Here is a 1,237-nt window from a genome sequence, read left to right as displayed (position 1 = left end):
GGTCGTGGCGTCCAGACGTGCCGCCCGGGCACGCAGCGCCCCGCACCGGTCGGGCGCGACCGCCAGGACCGCGATGCGGCCCTCCCGCCGCTGGGCGCTGATCACCAGCGCCCGTGGGTCCACATCGGTGGGCACCTCGAACGCGGCCTCGGGTCCCACGGGTCGCACCGCGCCGTCGATCCGGCTCAGACGGAACACCCGGGACGCGGCCCGGTCGACGTCCAGCCCCACCAGGTACCACCCCCCGCGGCTCGCGACGATCCGCCACGGCTCCACCGTGCGGCGCCCCACGCTGCCCGTGCGTGCCGTCCTGTAGGTGAACTGCACCCGCCGCCGGGCGTGCGCGGCATCCAGGAGCGGGGCCAGGGACGGTCCTGCCGGCTGGATCCGTGGCGCGAGGCCCGCGACCACGTCGGTGCTGCCCGTCCCCCGGGCGGTGGCGGTGAGCTTGGTCAGGCCGCGGGCGGCGTCCGCGCGCAGCGGCTGACCCTGCCAGAACTCCGCGGCCAGCCGCAGCACACCCAGCTGGGCGGCGCTCAGCTCCATCGGCGGCAGGGCGTAGGCGTCCGGGTCGATCCGGTAGCCCTGGTCGTCCCCGTGGGCCGGGTCGGCCACGGTCATCACGGGCACACCGAGCTCGCGGAGCGTCTCCTTGTCGCGCTCGAACATGCGCTCGAACGCCTCGGTGGACGCCGAGGCGTCGTACCCCGCCACCGAGCGGCGGATCTGCTCCTTGGTCATGCGACCGCTGGTGTTCAGCAGCGCGATGACGAGGTTGAGCAGCCGCTCGGCGGGGGCACGTGGGTCAGCCATGGCACCTCACGCTAGCGCCGGTACCGTGGTCAGGTGATCTCCTGGCGCAGCGCGACGGTCGTGTCGGTGGTCCGCACCTGGGCGGGTGCGGTCGAGGTGGACGTGCAGCTCGAACCGGACAGCCCGGCCGAGGACGGCACCGCAGGCACGGTCCGGGCCCTGGCGTACACGGACCTGACCGGTGCGCCGGACGCGGGCGAACGCGTGCTGCTCAACGTGACCGCCCAGGTGCGCGGGCTGGGCACCGGCGGGTACGCGCTCGTCGTGGCCCGTCCCGACGCCCTGGCCCCTGACGCCCCCCCGGGACCGGGTCACCTGGTCAAGGCCCGGTACACCCCGCTGCAGTCCATGGTGCTGGGCGTGGACGAGCAGGAGTCACCGGACCACGAGACCCTGCAGGACGCCGACGACCTGACCGGGATGC

The 1,237-nt window shown here is 74.8% G+C and carries 2 protein-coding genes; one reads left to right on the top strand and one right to left on the bottom strand.

Annotated elements, in window-relative coordinates; all coding sequences use genetic code 11:
- Positions 1-813 (bottom strand): helix-turn-helix transcriptional regulator (locus N869_RS15175; protein WP_052105648.1); only part of this gene is annotated, 813 nt, incomplete at its 3' end.
- 33 nt (positions 814-846) lie between these two features.
- Between N869_RS15175 and N869_RS15170 the strand changes: the two genes are divergently transcribed.
- The coding region (locus N869_RS15170; RefSeq protein ID WP_035063052.1) for a DUF3866 family protein at positions 847-1,237 on the top strand (391 nt) is incomplete at its 3' end.

The organism is Cellulomonas bogoriensis 69B4 = DSM 16987 (assembly GCF_000767165.1).
Taxonomy (GTDB): Bacteria; Actinomycetota; Actinomycetes; order Actinomycetales; family Cellulomonadaceae; genus Actinotalea; species Actinotalea bogoriensis.
Note: the sequence above shows the minus strand (reverse complement) of the source record. Positions and strands in the feature narration are given on the sequence as shown.